This window comes from Peribacillus sp. FSL P2-0133, assembly GCF_037975445.1.
Lineage (GTDB): Bacteria > Bacillota > Bacilli > Bacillales > DSM-1321 > Peribacillus > Peribacillus simplex_E.
Genome location: NZ_CP150254.1, coordinates 3,974,480 through 3,988,172, shown reverse-complemented (window position 1 = coordinate 3,988,172; position 13,693 = coordinate 3,974,480). Strand labels below are relative to the sequence as shown.

General features: G+C 41.8%; 17 protein-coding genes. 13 read left to right on the top strand and 4 right to left on the bottom strand.

Annotated elements, in window-relative coordinates; genetic code table 11:
* Window positions 1-38: 38 nt before the first annotated feature.
* Window positions 39-179, bottom strand: coding sequence for a sporulation histidine kinase inhibitor Sda (locus MKY17_RS19185; RefSeq protein ID WP_034311351.1), 141 nt, complete (start codon window positions 177-179; stop codon window positions 39-41).
* 465 nt (window positions 180-644) lie between these two features.
* Here MKY17_RS19185 and MKY17_RS19180 point away from each other — a divergent pair, with 465 nt between their 5' ends.
* Genes MKY17_RS19180 through MKY17_RS19145 form a run of 8 tightly spaced genes read left to right on the top strand, consistent with a single transcriptional unit; the run spans window position 645 to window position 5,658 of the window.
* Complete coding sequence (locus MKY17_RS19180; protein ID WP_076365171.1) at window positions 645-1,166, top strand: YqeG family HAD IIIA-type phosphatase; 522 nt, start codon at window positions 645-647, stop codon at window positions 1,164-1,166.
* On the top strand, window positions 1,148-2,272 hold the full coding sequence (yqeH, locus tag MKY17_RS19175; protein WP_098369747.1) for a ribosome biogenesis GTPase YqeH: 1,125 nt from the start codon (window positions 1,148-1,150) through the stop codon (window positions 2,270-2,272). Before MKY17_RS19180 ends, yqeH begins: the two co-directional genes overlap by 19 nt.
* 20 nt (window positions 2,273-2,292) lie before the next feature.
* Window positions 2,293-3,135 carry a shikimate dehydrogenase gene (aroE, locus tag MKY17_RS19170; RefSeq protein WP_339200330.1) on the top strand — a complete coding sequence of 281 codons (843 nt, stop codon included), beginning with the start codon at window positions 2,293-2,295 and terminating at the stop codon, window positions 3,133-3,135.
* Complete coding sequence (gene yhbY / locus MKY17_RS19165) at window positions 3,129-3,419, top strand: ribosome assembly RNA-binding protein YhbY (protein WP_144549887.1); 291 nt, start codon at window positions 3,129-3,131, stop codon at window positions 3,417-3,419. Before aroE ends, yhbY begins: the two co-directional genes overlap by 7 nt.
* A gap of 11 nt (window positions 3,420-3,430) precedes the next feature.
* Complete coding sequence (locus tag MKY17_RS19160; RefSeq protein WP_098369749.1) at window positions 3,431-4,000, top strand: nicotinate-nucleotide adenylyltransferase; 570 nt, start codon at window positions 3,431-3,433, stop codon at window positions 3,998-4,000.
* On the top strand, window positions 3,990-4,562 hold the full coding sequence (gene yqeK / locus MKY17_RS19155; protein ID WP_098369750.1) for a bis(5'-nucleosyl)-tetraphosphatase (symmetrical) YqeK: 573 nt from the start codon (window positions 3,990-3,992) through the stop codon (window positions 4,560-4,562). Before MKY17_RS19160 ends, yqeK begins: the two co-directional genes overlap by 11 nt.
* Window positions 4,562-4,918, top strand: coding sequence for a ribosome silencing factor (gene rsfS, locus MKY17_RS19150; RefSeq protein ID WP_101222622.1), 357 nt, complete (start codon window positions 4,562-4,564; stop codon window positions 4,916-4,918). Before yqeK ends, rsfS begins: the two co-directional genes overlap by 1 nt.
* Window positions 4,915-5,658 (top strand): class I SAM-dependent methyltransferase, encoded by a 744-nt coding sequence (locus tag MKY17_RS19145; protein ID WP_144549885.1) that lies wholly within the window; start codon window positions 4,915-4,917, stop codon window positions 5,656-5,658. Before rsfS ends, MKY17_RS19145 begins: the two co-directional genes overlap by 4 nt.
* Window positions 5,659-5,764: 106 nt before the next feature.
* On the opposite strand, the gene comER is transcribed toward MKY17_RS19145, so the two are convergent.
* A complete protein-coding gene (gene comER, locus MKY17_RS19140) occupies window positions 5,765-6,595 on the bottom strand; it encodes a late competence protein ComER (RefSeq protein ID WP_260397975.1) in 831 nt (276 codons plus the stop codon).
* 110 nt (window positions 6,596-6,705) lie between these two features.
* On the opposite strand from comER, the gene MKY17_RS19135 reads away from it, so the two are divergent.
* The 3 genes from MKY17_RS19135 to MKY17_RS19125 all read left to right on the top strand — a co-directional run bounded on the left by MKY17_RS19135 (window position 6,706) and on the right by MKY17_RS19125 (window position 10,311).
* Window positions 6,706-7,341 carry a helix-hairpin-helix domain-containing protein gene (locus tag MKY17_RS19135; RefSeq protein ID WP_141994189.1) on the top strand — a complete coding sequence of 212 codons (636 nt, stop codon included), beginning with the start codon at window positions 6,706-6,708 and terminating at the stop codon, window positions 7,339-7,341.
* A gap of 84 nt (window positions 7,342-7,425) precedes the next feature.
* Window positions 7,426-7,986, top strand: coding sequence for a ComE operon protein 2 (locus tag MKY17_RS19130; RefSeq protein ID WP_098369754.1), 561 nt, complete (start codon window positions 7,426-7,428; stop codon window positions 7,984-7,986).
* 18 nt (window positions 7,987-8,004) lie between these two features.
* Window positions 8,005-10,311 (top strand): DNA internalization-related competence protein ComEC/Rec2, encoded by a 2,307-nt coding sequence (locus tag MKY17_RS19125; RefSeq protein WP_339200325.1) that lies wholly within the window; start codon window positions 8,005-8,007, stop codon window positions 10,309-10,311.
* A gap of 76 nt (window positions 10,312-10,387) precedes the next feature.
* Here the strand turns inward: MKY17_RS19125 and MKY17_RS19120 are convergent, their stop codons facing one another.
* Window positions 10,388-10,522, bottom strand: a complete 135-nt coding sequence (locus tag MKY17_RS19120) for a YqzM family protein (protein ID WP_034308559.1) — start codon at window positions 10,520-10,522, stop codon at window positions 10,388-10,390.
* A gap of 343 nt (window positions 10,523-10,865) precedes the next feature.
* Between MKY17_RS19120 and holA the strand changes: the two genes are divergently transcribed.
* Window positions 10,866-11,879: a DNA polymerase III subunit delta gene (gene holA, locus MKY17_RS19115; RefSeq protein ID WP_098369756.1), complete on the top strand. Its 1,014-nt coding sequence runs from the start codon at window positions 10,866-10,868 to the stop codon at window positions 11,877-11,879.
* Window positions 11,880-11,967: 88 nt separating this feature from the next.
* Here the strand turns inward: holA and rpsT are convergent, their stop codons facing one another.
* Window positions 11,968-12,234, bottom strand: coding sequence for a 30S ribosomal protein S20 (rpsT, locus tag MKY17_RS19110; protein WP_034308554.1), 267 nt, complete (start codon window positions 12,232-12,234; stop codon window positions 11,968-11,970).
* 275 nt (window positions 12,235-12,509) lie between these two features.
* Between rpsT and gpr the strand changes: the two genes are divergently transcribed.
* Window positions 12,510-13,628 (top strand): GPR endopeptidase, encoded by a 1,119-nt coding sequence (gpr, locus tag MKY17_RS19105; protein ID WP_098369757.1) that lies wholly within the window; start codon window positions 12,510-12,512, stop codon window positions 13,626-13,628.
* Window positions 13,629-13,693 lie beyond the last annotated feature (65 nt).

Here is a 13,693-nt window from a genome sequence, read left to right as displayed (position 1 = left end):
AAGAGGCTGACATTTGATGTCAGCCTATGTATTTCATATTAAAATATTGATCGGATTTTATGTGTTAGGGATCTTCGATGAATTTCCGTTTCTATGAGGCGGATGAAATCGGTACTCAACTTTAAATTCTGTGCTTTAAAATAGGATTCAAGCAACAGGTCATCAGATAGTTTTTGCATCAGAACGCCATTTGCGGCTGCTCACCTCCAATTGGGATTGCGAGTAATAATTTGGTGTTTTCTTGCATATAATGATAAGTCTTCCTTGATGTACCCCTACTGTATCAGAAATAAACGTGGAGAACAATCGTTCTGTTATCCACAGTTGAAAGTGGATAACTTGTGGTTAAGTTGTTTACAAGGTGAGCGAAATGGTGCACATCAGTATGGAAAATGTTAGTAAAGTTATCCACAGATTGAATAAATGAATTTTTTGTCGAAATCTTTTATGAATAATTAGTTCTTTTGTTCTGGTCAGCCTGCAAATTTCCCATTATTTAATGAAAAATGCCTTTCCATATCAGAAAACATACATTATGATGTTTCTTTACCGTCAGCCCTTCTTTCCTAATTTTTTTTGAAAGTGTGCTGAAAATTCGATATGATGGAGACGGTAAATTTTAACGAAAATATAGAGGTGTCAATATGCTTAAATTATTTTTGCCGAGTGAACATGTTAAAAGCATTTTTAATATAGATCCTCAAGAATTGAAAAAAAGAGGCATTAAGGGAGTCATTACCGATTTGGATAATACTCTCGTTGAATGGGACAGACCAACTGCCACCCCCGATTTAATCAAATGGTTCGACAATATGCGGGATCATGGGATTTTAGTGACGATTGTGTCCAATAATAATGAAAATCGGGTTCGGGCTTTTTCCGATCCGCTTCACATTCCGTTTATCTTCCAGGCCAGAAAACCGATGGCAAGAGCTTTCCATAAAGCCCGTAAGGCAATGGGATTGAAATTGGAAGAAACGGTGGTAATCGGCGATCAGTTATTGACGGATGTATTGGGAGGGAACAGAGGCGGGTTTCATACGATCTTAGTGCTCCCTGTAGCACAAACCGACGAATTCAGAACAAGGATCAATCGTTATTTTGAAAGAAAGATCATGGCGTTTTTTAAACGAAAAGGAATGATAGAATGGGAGGATCACAATTGAACAATCATCAAGAATTAGTGTGCATCGGCTGCGGTGTGAAGGTCCAGACTGAAGATCCGAAGGAATTGGGCTTTGCCCCTAAATCAGCTCTGGAAAAGGAGACCATCGTTTGTCAGCGCTGCTTTAAATTGAAACATTATAACGAAGTTCAGGATGTTTCCTTAACAGACGATGACTTCTTGAAAATCTTGAATAAAGTAGGCGAAACCGACTCTTTAATCGTCAAAATCGTCGATATTTTTGATTTCAATGGAAGCTGGCTGCCTGGCCTGCATCGATTTGTAGGAAGAAATGATGTTCTTCTGATCGGAAATAAGGTTGATTTATTGCCTAAATCCGTAAAACCGAACAAGTTGATCAATTGGATGAAGCAATCGTCCAAGGAATTGGGTCTTAACCCGGTTGATGTCCTGCTTGTCAGTGCGGAAAAGGGAAAGCACATACTTGAAGCGGCTGATGCGATTGAGCGGTATCGCAAAGGTAAAGATGTCTATGTGGTAGGATGTACGAATGTAGGGAAATCGACTTTCATCAACCGTCTTATAAAAGAATTGAGCGGAGAAAGTGATATCATCACGACTTCCCACTTCCCAGGGACTACCTTGGATATGATCGAAATTCCTTTGGATGATGAACAGGCGTTGATCGATACACCTGGAATCATTAATCATCATCAAATGGCTCACTATGTGGACAAACGGGACTTCAAGGTGATTATGCCGAAAAAGGAAATCAAGCCGAGAGTGTACCAACTGAATGAAGCGCAGACGCTATTTTTCGGAGGGCTGGCCCGGTTGGACTATGTCTCAGGCGGAAGGCGTTCATTGACTTGCTACCTTTCGAATGAATTGAATATTCACCGTACGAAACTGGAAAAAGCCGATGAATTGTATAAAAACCATGCCGGGGAATTACTGACGCCACCACGGCCTGAACAAATCGAGGAGTTTCCGAAGCTGATTCCTCATGAATTCTCCTTGAAAGATGGTAAAATGGATATTGTGTTTTCTGGTCTTGGCTGGGTGACGGTCAATGAGCCAGGAGCGAAAATCGTTGCACATGTTCCAAAGGGCGTCAATGTGATCGTTCGCAAATCATTAATCTAAATATAGGGGTCGTCTAGTCTATGAAAAAGATATATGGGGTAATGGGAGATCCAATTGCACATTCGATGTCACCGGACATTCATAATGATGCATTTGAAAAAGAAAATATAGAAGCGGTTTATCATCATTTTCATGTGACGAAAGAAGGTTTGAACGATGCCGTGAAGGGCATGAAAGCCCTTGGTATAGAAGGGTTTAACATCACGATTCCTCATAAGACTTCAATCATCCCTTTCCTTGATGAAGTGGATGAACTGGCCCTTGCAATCGGTGCTGTAAATACGGTTGTTAACAAAAATGGTCGGTTTATAGGGTATAATACAGACGGAAAAGGATTTTTTAAATCTTTATGCGATGAAATATCAGGTGACATCAAGGCTAAAAAAACGTTAGTGATCGGAGCGGGCGGTGCTGCGCGTGCGATTTATTTTACCCTCGTAAAAGAAGGGGTAAAGCAAGTTGATATTGCAAACCGGACAAAGGAAAGAGCGGCCCAGCTTGTTTCTGATTGCCCATATGATAAAGTATCGAAGGCACTCTCGATTATCGAAGCGGAAGAAAGCTTATCACAATATGATTTAATCATCCAAACGACTTCTTCTGGAATGAGCCCGGAATTGGATCATTCACCGTTAAAGGTCGACCAGCTTAAAACCGGTACAATTGTCAGTGATATCATCTATAACCCTTTGCAAACCAAACTGCTTCGTGAAGCGGGGGAAAAAGGGGCGGAAACGCAAAATGGTTTGGGGATGTTCATCAACCAGGCCGCACTCGCATTTGAGATATGGACAGGCATTATGCCGGATACAGCAAGAATGACAGATATTGTCTTGAACAAACTAGGAGGTAACACATGTTAACAGGAAAACAGAAAAGATTTTTACGATCAAAGGCCCATCACCTCAATCCAATTTTTCAAGTTGGTAAAGGCGGCGTCAATGATAATCTCATCAAGCAAATTGGTGAGGCGCTTGAAGTACGTGAATTAATCAAGGTCAGCATCCTGCAAAACTGTGAAGAGGACCGCAATGAAGTGGGACTTTCTTTATCAAAAGGTGCACGGGCGGAATTGGTTCAGATTATCGGCAACACAATTGTGCTGTATAAAGAATCAAAAGAAAACAAACAACTTAAATTACCTTAAGGAACCTATCTATGAAAAAAATTGGAATTCTTGGCGGTACATTCAATCCTCCGCATATCGGGCATTTAATTATAGCGAATGAAGTGCTGGATGCCCTTGAGCTAGATGAAATCAGGTTCATGCCAAATCACGTTCCTCCACATAAGGAAAAATCGGAGGAAGTAACCGATATGGACAGGCTGGCCATGTTGGAAAACGCGATAGCCGGAAACCCATCTTTTTATATTGAGGGTATTGAAATAGAAAGAAAAGGCACATCTTATACGTATGACACAATAAAATTGCTGAAAGAACTTGAGCCAACCAATGAGTTCTATTTCATAATTGGCGCAGATATGATTGAGTACTTACCAAATTGGCACCGTATCGACGAGCTGGTGCATATGGTCAATTTTGTCGGGGTGAAGCGCCCTGGATATAACGAAAAGACCGTATACCCAATCACGATGGTGAAAGTCCCCCAGATGTTCATTTCGTCTTCCATGATACGAAGGAAGTTAAGGACGGGGAAAACCGTGAAATATTTAATAGCAGATCCAGTGGTGAAGTATATTAAAGGGAATGGTTTATATGAATCGTGAGAAAGCATTGGCGCTGGTCAAAGAACAAATAACCGAGCGCAGGTACATTCATACCTTGGGTGTGGTCGAGTCAGCAATTGAACTTGCTGAACGGTATGGTGCCGACGTCAAAAAAGCCGAACTGGCTGCCATTTTCCATGATTATGCAAAATTTCGTCCAAAAGAGGAAATGGAGCAAATAATAATCGCTGAAAAAATGGACCCGGCGTTACTTGAATACAATATGGAGCTGTGGCACGCTCCTGTCGGGGCTTATCTGGTGAAAAAGGAAGCTGGCATTCAGGACGCTGAAATCTTGGATGCGATTGCCTATCACACGTCTGGCAGGGTTGGCATGAGCCTATTGGATAAAGTCGTATACCTTGCTGACTATATTGAGCCTGGACGTTCTTTTCCCGGTGTCGACGAAGTCAGGCAGACGGCAAAGCAAAATTTGGATCATGCTGTCATTCAGGCTTTAAGGAATACAGTTGTTTTTTTAATGAAAAGAAATCAGGCAATTTACCCTGACACATTTAAGACATATAATGATTTGATCATGAATTTGAAGGAGAAGATGTAATGACTGAACGTGAACTTCTTGTAATTGCAGCAAAAGCGGCGGACGATAAAAGAGCGGAGGATATCGTGGCATTGAACATGCAAGGTATTTCTCTTGTAGCGGATTACTTTTTGATCTGCCACGGTAATTCTGAAAAACAAGTACAAGCAATAGCTCGTGAAATGAAGAGCAAAGCTGATGAATCAGGAATCAATGTAAAACGTCTTGAAGGTTTTGACGAGGCGAAATGGGTGCTTGTTGATCTTGGCGATGTAGTGGCCCACATTTTCCATAAAGATGAAAGAAATTACTATAACCTCGAACGTTTATGGGGAGATGCACCTTTTGAAGATCTAGAGAGTGAACTGACTACATGACGTACGAACGCTTTGCCTATGTATACGATGAACTGATGAAGGACGCACCTTATGAAAAATGGCTGATGATCCTTACGGCGAAGCTGGAACAGTACGGAATTGGCGGTAGGAAAGTCCTGGATTTAGCGTGTGGAACCGGGGAAATGACTGTTGAATTGGCGCAACACGGATTCGAAGTCACCGGTGTGGATTTATCTGATGAAATGCTTCTTGTTGCTAATGAAAAAGCGGTTAAGCTTGGATTATCGATTCCGCTTTTCCAGCAGAATATGGCAGAACTCGAAGGACTTGGCCAATTTGATTGTGTCACGATTTTTTGTGATTCGCTGAACTACCTTCGCGATGAGGAAGATATAGTCAAGACGTTCAGCCGGGTTCATGAGCATTTGAAGGAAGGCGGATTATTTTTGTTTGATGTCCATTCCATTTATAAAATGGAAGAAATCTTTCGTGATAATACGTTTGCTGTCAATGGAGAAGAAGTATCCTATATATGGGACTGCTTCCCAGGTGTTGAACCTTACAGTGTGGAACATGATTTAAGTTTTTTCGTAAGGGACGATGAAAGCGGCCTGTATGACCGATTTGATGAGTTGCATTACCAACGGACCTATCCGGTTGAACAATATAAAAAGTGGTTGGAGCAAGCAGGTTTTACGGTTTCTGAAATTCTGGCGGATCTTGAAGACGCACCGCTTGCAGCGGAAACCGAAAGAATCTTATTTGTAGCCAGTAAATGATAAAGAGGTCATGAGCCCCCGTTCGTACATCATTCTGTACGAGCGGAGATCTGACCTCTTCTTTTTTTATACTTTTAGAAGGAGTTAACGATATTGATTACGAATATTAATAAGGATGGCCGAACTGCTTTTCAACTTCGTGAAGATCCTCTGCAAACTTTTCATGTGTCGCTTGAAAAAGATGATGGAACATTTCCCCGGTTTCAGCTTCTAAAACCTTGATCCCCTCACCTGTTATTCCACCCTTTACACAAACCTTTTCCTGTAAGGTCGGCAATGTATAAACCCCTTTACCAAGCAGTTCCCCTAAGCCAACCAGCATATTCTCAGTCAAAGTCGTAGCCGTTTCTTTATCTATCTTCGTCGTTTGGCAAGCCGCGTCAATAAAAGCTTGTGCTAAATAGCTGAAAAAGGCAGGACCGCAGCTGACGATATCGGAAGATACCCGGGTGATATCATTTTCAATGATGACCGGTGCCGATATGGCGGAGGCCAAATCAAATAAAGCTGACACTTTCTCCTTACTGCAGCTCTTGCTGAAACTAAGTAACGATACCCCAGAACCCACACGGTTCGTTATGCTCGGGATAAAACGGGCACAAGGGGCATTCACGGCAGATTCAAGCTGGGAGACCGAAAGCGGGCTTGTGATGGAAATAACCAGCTGATCCCTTTTTATATGATGTTTGATGCCCTGTAATAGGCTGTTAATTTGCAATGGTTTTACACAGAGAAAGATAAAGTCCGCTTGTTGGACGATTTCGGCTGCGCTTTCCGCAACCTTGATACCAGGGTGTTTTTCTTTCAGCACCAATGCTTTGGAAAGCGTGCGATTTGTAATGATTAGATCCGCCGGATTCAATATTTTTGCCTCCAGCCATGCCTCGATTAAAATGGTACCCATATTTCCGGTTCCGATAACACCGATTTTCTTCAATTCCGATCAACTCCTCTCACTTAAAGCGATTGATTCTCCTAAAAACACTATGTATTTTTAATCTGTCCTATGACAATGTATCGTGCGAAATCCAACAAGGAGGTAAAGAAATGGAAGGGATTTTTAAAAGAAAATTGACGATTATAACCGTTGCCGTGGCATTTGTGGCAGCGGGCATTTACTTTTTTTTGCAACAAGTGGAGGATCCGGCTGATACGGAAGATATATTTTCCATTACTGCAAAAGAATCTGAACATAAACAAAGTGATGATGAAACGCCTGCCGAACCTGAGATCATTAAAGTGGACGTTAAAGGGGCGGTCAAGTCCCCAGGCATATTCACTGCACAGGCAGGTGACCGGGTGATCGATTTGATTTCGGCAGCGGGCAGTTTTACGGACAAGGCTGATAAGGATAAAGTGAATTTTGCCCAAATTGTCGAAGACCAAATGGTCATTTATGTTCCGGAAATAGGTGAAGAAGACGAGGGGAAGTTGGAGAATATACAGGTCGGGTCAACTGGTGATGTCGTTTCAGGGGGGACATCAGGAGGACTGGTGAACTTGAATAAAGCTACACAGGAAGATTTGGAAACCTTGACGGGAATTGGACCATCCAAAGCGAATGCGATCCTGGAATACAGAGAAACGGTAGGGAAATTCAAGGAGGTCGATGACTTGAAGAAGGTAACGGGAATCGGTGATAAAACGTTTGAAAGGTTACGGGATTCCATTTCGGTGAAATGAATGATTGAATATGCTACACAAATGGCCAGGAAGAAGGTAAAATTGAAGAAAATCATTCTAGTGGTAAGGGGATAGGGATAGAACATGAACAGAATTAGTTGGGATCAATATTTCATGGCGCAAAGCCATTTATTAGCTTTAAGAAGCACATGTACACGCCTCACTGTAGGGGCGACCATCGTCAGGGACAACCGAATCATTGCGGGGGGATATAATGGGTCCATTGCCGGAGGGACGCATTGTATTGATGACGGCTGTTATGTAATTGATAATCATTGTGTCAGAACGATACATGCAGAAATGAATGCACTTTTACAATGTGCGAAATTTGGGGTACCTACTGATCGGGCAGAAATATATGTGACGCATTTTCCGTGTCTTCAGTGCTGTAAATCACTCATCCAAGCTGGCATAAAGGCTGTTTATTATGCAGAGGATTACAAAAATCATCCATATGCCCTGGAATTATTCAAACAGGCTGGTGTCAAGACCGAGAAGGTTGAAGCAAAAGGGGCCATCGATGTTAATGGAAAACAAAAAAAGGACTTTGTATTCTCATTGCTGGCTCAACTTGAACGATCAGACTTGGGAAAAGAAGATTTATTGGAGTTGGAAAAGCAGGCCAATCAAATATTTGAAAATTAAATAAGACGGGGGGCAGGCATGGCTAGACATCTTATTTTACTAGCTGTTTCGGCTACATTTGGTGTTACGGCCCATTCTTTTTTAAATGTAAGGCTGCTAATCATTATCCTTATTTTTCTCTGTTTCCTCTATTTTTCGGTGGGGTTAAGCGTGAAGGCCCTTAGTTTTCATTTGGTGATCATGGGGATATTTATAGGGGCCGCCTCCTTCTCCGATCACCGAAACAAAACTGCCTATCATGGAACGGATAGCCGATTTATCATCACTTTTACCGACCAACCGAATATAGATGGAAATTCATTAAAAGGATTCGTGCGCGGTGAGAAAGGTGAACGGCTAGTGCTTCGTTATAAAATCACAACCGAATTGGAACAGCAAAAGCTGAGTCGGTTTCTGCGAATCGGTTTATCATGTCCGGCAGAAGGGACATTGCAAATTCCCGACAAAAACAGGAATGAAAACAGTTTCGATTACCAGCGTTATCTTTTCCGCCATGGCATCCATTGGATATTCAAAGCAGATTCCATTTCATTTGAAGAATGCAAAAAGGCTGGAAACTCGATTCCAGTTTTGATTCGTAATTGGCGCCTGAAGGGAATTACGTATATTAGGGAACACTTTCCGGAAGAATCGAGCGGTTTTGTCACAGCCCTCATATTCGGCGACCAGTCATATATAGATGAAGGCGACCTTACTAATTATCAGCGGTTAGGTCTGGTTCATTTACTGGCGATTTCCGGTCTCCATGTCAGTTTTTTAACGGGGATGTTATTTTACTTCGGCATCAGGGTTGGGATTACACGGGAAAGAATGATGGTGGCCATCTTAATCTTCCTTCCGGTTTACATGTTACTTTCAGGTGCCAGTCCATCTGTGGTGAGATCCTGTTTAATGGCTATGCTTTTCTTTCTGCTCCTGCTATTCAAGAAGCGAATCTCGGCGGGTGCCGCGATCGGATCGACCTATATGGCATTATTGTTTTTTCGGCCTAATATGATCTATGATATAGGTTTTCAGCTTTCATTCGCAGTCACTTTCTCCATTATCATGTCTTCAAGCATTTTCTTACAATATCCTAAGAAAACAACGCAGCTATTCATCATCAGTTCCATCTGCCAATTGGCAGCCCTTCCGATTTTGCTTTTTCACTTTTTTGAAGTATCCTTTCTTGGCGTGTTTCTAAACGTATTGTATGTTCCGCTTTATTCCATCATATTGCTGCCACTTTCACTGATTTCCCTCCTTATTCATTTATTACTGCCTCCCTTGGGGCAACCCCTCATATCATTATTGAATTTCATATTCGTACTCTGCAATAAAGCCGCTGATGCAGCATCGAATTTGCCGCTGGCTTCCATTCAGTTTGGAAAACCACCTTTCATCATGATGGCATTACTTGTTATTTCCCTTTTAGGGTTATACCTGACTTGGGATGTATCTTTTGAAAAAAGTAAAATCTGGTGCGGAATAATGATTGTCCTTTTGCTTTTTCAATATAATTTACAAAGATTCTCTCCTTTTGGTGAAGTGCAGATCATCGACGTTGGACAAGGTGACTCCATTTTAATCATCCTGCCGTTCAATCGCGGCAATTATTTGATCGATACGGGTGGGCGAATTACATTTCCAATCGACACGTGGGCAAAAAAGCGAAAGAAGTTCAACACCGCGGATGATATCATTATTCCATTATTGAAAAGTAAGGGGATCCACCAATTGGACAAACTCATTTTAACCCATCCGGATGCAGATCATATGGGAAGTGCAAAAGAATTGATTGAAAATTTTAAAGTTGGGGAGATCATCATTGGAGGCTGGAGTGAAGAGCAATATAGGGATATGGATTTTGTGTCCATGGCAAGAGATAAAAAAATGAAAATGACTGTCCTTAGAAGGGGGGACAATTGGGTGGCGGGCGGAGCGCCGTTTGCTGTGCTAAGTCCATATGAGAAAGAAGAAAATAAGAATGATTCATCCGTAGTTCTATTCACGGAGCTTGGGGGATTGTCATGGTTATTAACTGGTGATATGGGAGAAGGAGGGGAAAAGGAACTATTGAGCACATTTCCGCAGTTGCAGGCGGATATCTTGAAGGTTGGACACCATGGCAGTAAAACTTCTTCTTCCATGGCCTTCCTTGAACAGATACAGCCGAAAGCGGCGCTTATTTCAGTTGGAAAAGATAATGGCTACGGTCACCCTCATGGAGACGTAATTGGGAATCTTGAGAAAAATGGCATAAAGGTGTTCAGGACGGACGAGGATGGTTCTATTATTTACAAGTATTACAAAAGCAGCGGAACCTTTCGGAAGACACTCCCATAGTATGTAGAAAATCAAAAAGAAAGAGACTGCAGCGGCAGCCTCCATCAGGAAAAATAAGTGCATGTAGTTAAAGAAATCAGGATCCGACAGCTTTAATGACGACAGCTATGGTGAACATGGCAGCGAAAAATACAAAAGAACCGATGAATCCTATAGCGGAATCAGCGACGTCATCTGTTTTTGACTGAACATTCTTTTCGAATTCGTTCATTATTTACCCCTCCTATTTCTGCTAATAGTATAAAACATTACCAAAAAAAAATCTACAGGCTTCATTCCTTCATTTCCTTTACTGACAAGAGTTGACACAAATAGTTTGGGATTTTGAGGTCAAAATATAAGTACAAACAAAGCAAGTGAAAGTGAAAAGCTCATTTTTTGTTCTACATGAATACTCTACCCGCTTTCAAGGGAGATTACCCGGGCCTTTCTTGAAAGTGTTCATATAGATCCGGAACTAGCCCTTTTTAAGGGCTAGTTCCCTTTATAGCTTGTCAAATGGTCCATCCACCTATACCATTAGAGAAGAATACATAGTAAAGAGGCGGATTCTATTGGTATTAGACGTTTGGAAAAGTATAAAAAAAGGGCAATTCTCGCCAGTATACTTGTTATATGGGACAGAAGCCTATCTAATTAATGAAACGAAGCAGCTATTGATCGAAAATGTCCTTCACGAAGATGAGATGGATTTTAACTTTGCTCAATTTGATTTAGAAGAGACGCCTGTTGAAACTGCGCTTGAAGATGTCGAAACACTCCCGTTTATCGGGGAAAGGCGCCTTGTTTTCATGCAAAACCCATTTTTTTTGACAGCTGAAAAAACGAAGTCAAGAGTTGAACATAATGTGAAAAGACTGGAAGCGTATTTGGCTGACCCGGTCCCTTATTCTATTGTCGTATTGACCGCACCTTATGAGAAACTGGATGAACGGAAAAAAATCACCAAGGAACTGAAGCGTAAGGCGGTTCTCGTTGAAGCGAAGAAGCTTGGTGATCATGAGTTAAAGGGGTGGGTGAAGGAGAGGGTCGAAGCTTCTTCAGTCCAAATAGATGAGCAGGCAACAGAGCTTTTACTTGAACTTGCAGGAACGAATCTGATGATGCTGACGAATGAACTGGATAAAATGGTGCTTTATGCAGAAGCTGATAAACACATTACGGTCGAGATAGTGGAAAAGCTGGTCGCTAAATCACTGGAACAGAATATCTTCACGCTTGTTGATCATGTGTTACAGCGAAAGATGGAGAGTGCCATGTCGATACTGCACGATCTTCTCAGGCAGAATGAAGAGCCCATCAAGATCTTGAGTGTCATTGCAGGTCAGGTCAGGCTCATGTATCAAGTGAAGGAGCTTTCCCGTCAGGGCTATAGCCAGCAAAAAATTGCGGGTCAACTGAAGGTGCATCCTTACCGGGTAAAGCTGGCACTTGAAAAGACGGGGAAATTCCAGGAACGCGAGCTGTTGAGCATCATGAACGACTTAGCGGAAGCGGATTATAAAATGAAGACCGGCCAAGCGGATAAGGCAATCACGCTTGAGCTGCTGCTTTTGAAAATTAGATGATAAAAAAGGTGGCAGATATCCTGTCACCTTTTTTATGCAAAAAACGGCACAAAAAAAACGATCCGATTGGATCGTTTATTTTTTGTCATTATGCGTTAAGAGCGTTAAGTCTTTTCGCTAAACGAGATTTTTTACGGGCTGCCGCATTTTTATGGATTAATCCTTTAGATGCAGCTTTGTCTAATTTCACAGCAGCTGTTAAAAGAGCTTCTTTAGCAGCTTCAACGTTTTCACCAGCTAATGCAACTTCAGCGTTTTTCACTGTAGTACGCATAGTTGATCTAACAGTAATGTTATGAACGCGTTTTTTGTCGTTAATTTTCACACGTTTAATAGCAGATTTAATGTTTGGCATTCCGTTCACCTCCTACAAAGAAATCGAGATTATATGAACTCGACTTTTCAAATCCATATCAAATAGCACAAGTGATATTCTATCAGACTGCTCATAAATATGCAATACTTCAGATTGAGAATCGAAAAGGAATTATAATTTCGGGAATAAATTCATCTCGTCATCACTCATTGTACCAAAAAAATGAATAATAAAAAAGCAAAAATGACAGAATGTTTAAGAGAGACTATTGAAAATACTAGATTAGATACAATTCAAAACATCAGGAGGCCGTTATGGAAAATAAATTGGACCTTAGTGAATACGGAATTCGTACAGATTTGGCGATAGAGGCAAAGGAAATTGCCCTTGAACATAAAGGTGTTGTAGAGGAAGTGGATGTATCCCGTATCGAAGGGGTCATTATTAAGGAAAAAGAAGTGGATGATCTGAAGGTATCCTTGGTCGAGGTCACGGCTGAGGGTGAAAAAGAAATCGGTAAGAAACAGGGCAGTTATTTGACCATCGAAGTGCAGGGCATCCGCCAGCAGGATACGGAAACGCAGCAACGGGTGGAAAAGGTGTTCGCCAACGAACTGGCTTACTTCTTGAAACGGAATAAAATCACCAAAGAAAGCAGTTGTTTGGTTGTAGGTCTTGGTAATTGGAATGTTACTCCCGATGCTCTTGGACCAGCAGTCGTTGAGAACCTTGTAGTCACAAGACATTTGTTCGAATTGCAGCCGGAGTCCGTCAAGGAAGGCTATCGGCCGGTCAGTGCGATTTCCCCCGGGGTGATGGGGATTACGGGAATCGAGACGAGTGACATCATTAAAGGAGTCATCGAAAAAAGTAATCCTGATTTCCTGATCGTCGTTGACGCATTGGCTGCCCGTTCGATCGAACGGGTGAATTCCACGATTCAAATTACGGATACAGGCATCCATCCAGGGTCTGGTGTTGGAAATAAACGAAAAGAATTGAGCCAGGATACACTGGGAGTTCCTGTTATAGCAATTGGAATACCTACCGTCGTGGACGCCGTATCAATTGCCAGCGATACGATAGATTATATTTTGAAGCACTTTGGCAAGGAACTGAATGAAGGGGACAGACCATCACGATCGCTGGCACCCGCTGGATTCAGTTTTGGGAAACGCACGAAGTTGACCGAAGAGGATATGCCAGGTGAAAAGGAGCGCCAAACCTTCTTAGGAATGATAGGTGTCCTCCCTGATGAAGAGAAACGGAAATTGATTTATGAAGTGTTGTCACCGCTTGGTCAAAATTTAATGGTTACACCGAAAGAAGTCGATGTTTTCATTGAGGATATGGCCAATTTAATAGCCAATGGTTTAAATGCAGCCTTGCATCATTCAATAAATCAGGATAATACCGGCTACTACACCCGTTAAATCACTTTCAGTGCCCAAAAATGGTGTTCTACCCTTTCTAGCAAAGTCATAGGTATTAATAGACA